General features: G+C 39.3%; 1 pseudogene. It reads right to left on the bottom strand.

Going from position 1 to position 514, the window contains the following annotated elements:
* Positions 1-138 precede the first annotated feature (138 nt).
* Positions 139-514, bottom strand: a pseudogene (locus GTQ34_RS17105) (hypothetical protein); the annotation flags it as partial.

Below are 514 nucleotides of genomic sequence, written 5' to 3'. Positions count from 1 at the left end.
GGTTAAGAAGAGGGTTCATTTGAATTTTGATTTTTGTTGAAAACAGCGAATTCAATATAAGACTGGCCATCATGAAAACCACTACTATCAATACGGTGGCAACCATGGTCTCCATTAGGGTGGATGCTCTTATCTTTTTTAATACATCCATTTCGCGATAGACTTTTCATTTCCAAACAGCAATCCTGAATACTGTAAAGGCAGCACGCTGGAGTCAATAGACCCGTTGAACAGATGATTTTGGTATACTCCACCTTGTTCCAGGGCAATAAAGTTAGTTGTTGAAACCGAGCCCTGAACATCACCTTTTAATTCCAGATTTTTTTCGCAAAATACTTCTCCTTTTATCAAAGCATTTTCGGCAACTGTTATTTGTGGAAAAAATGGCGTTTCGTCAGAATCGTCCAAATAGGCCAATATTCCATTGATGATAGCATTACCTTGAACATGGATTCCGAAGCTATTACTCACCTTTCGATTTGGTGTTTCCTTGCTTTCTACCACCAAGGCCGAG

Source organism: Flagellimonas ochracea (assembly GCF_009903685.1).
Classification (GTDB): Bacteria; Bacteroidota; Bacteroidia; order Flavobacteriales; family Flavobacteriaceae; genus Flagellimonas; species Flagellimonas ochracea.
Note: the sequence above shows the minus strand (reverse complement) of the source record. Positions and strands in the feature narration are given on the sequence as shown.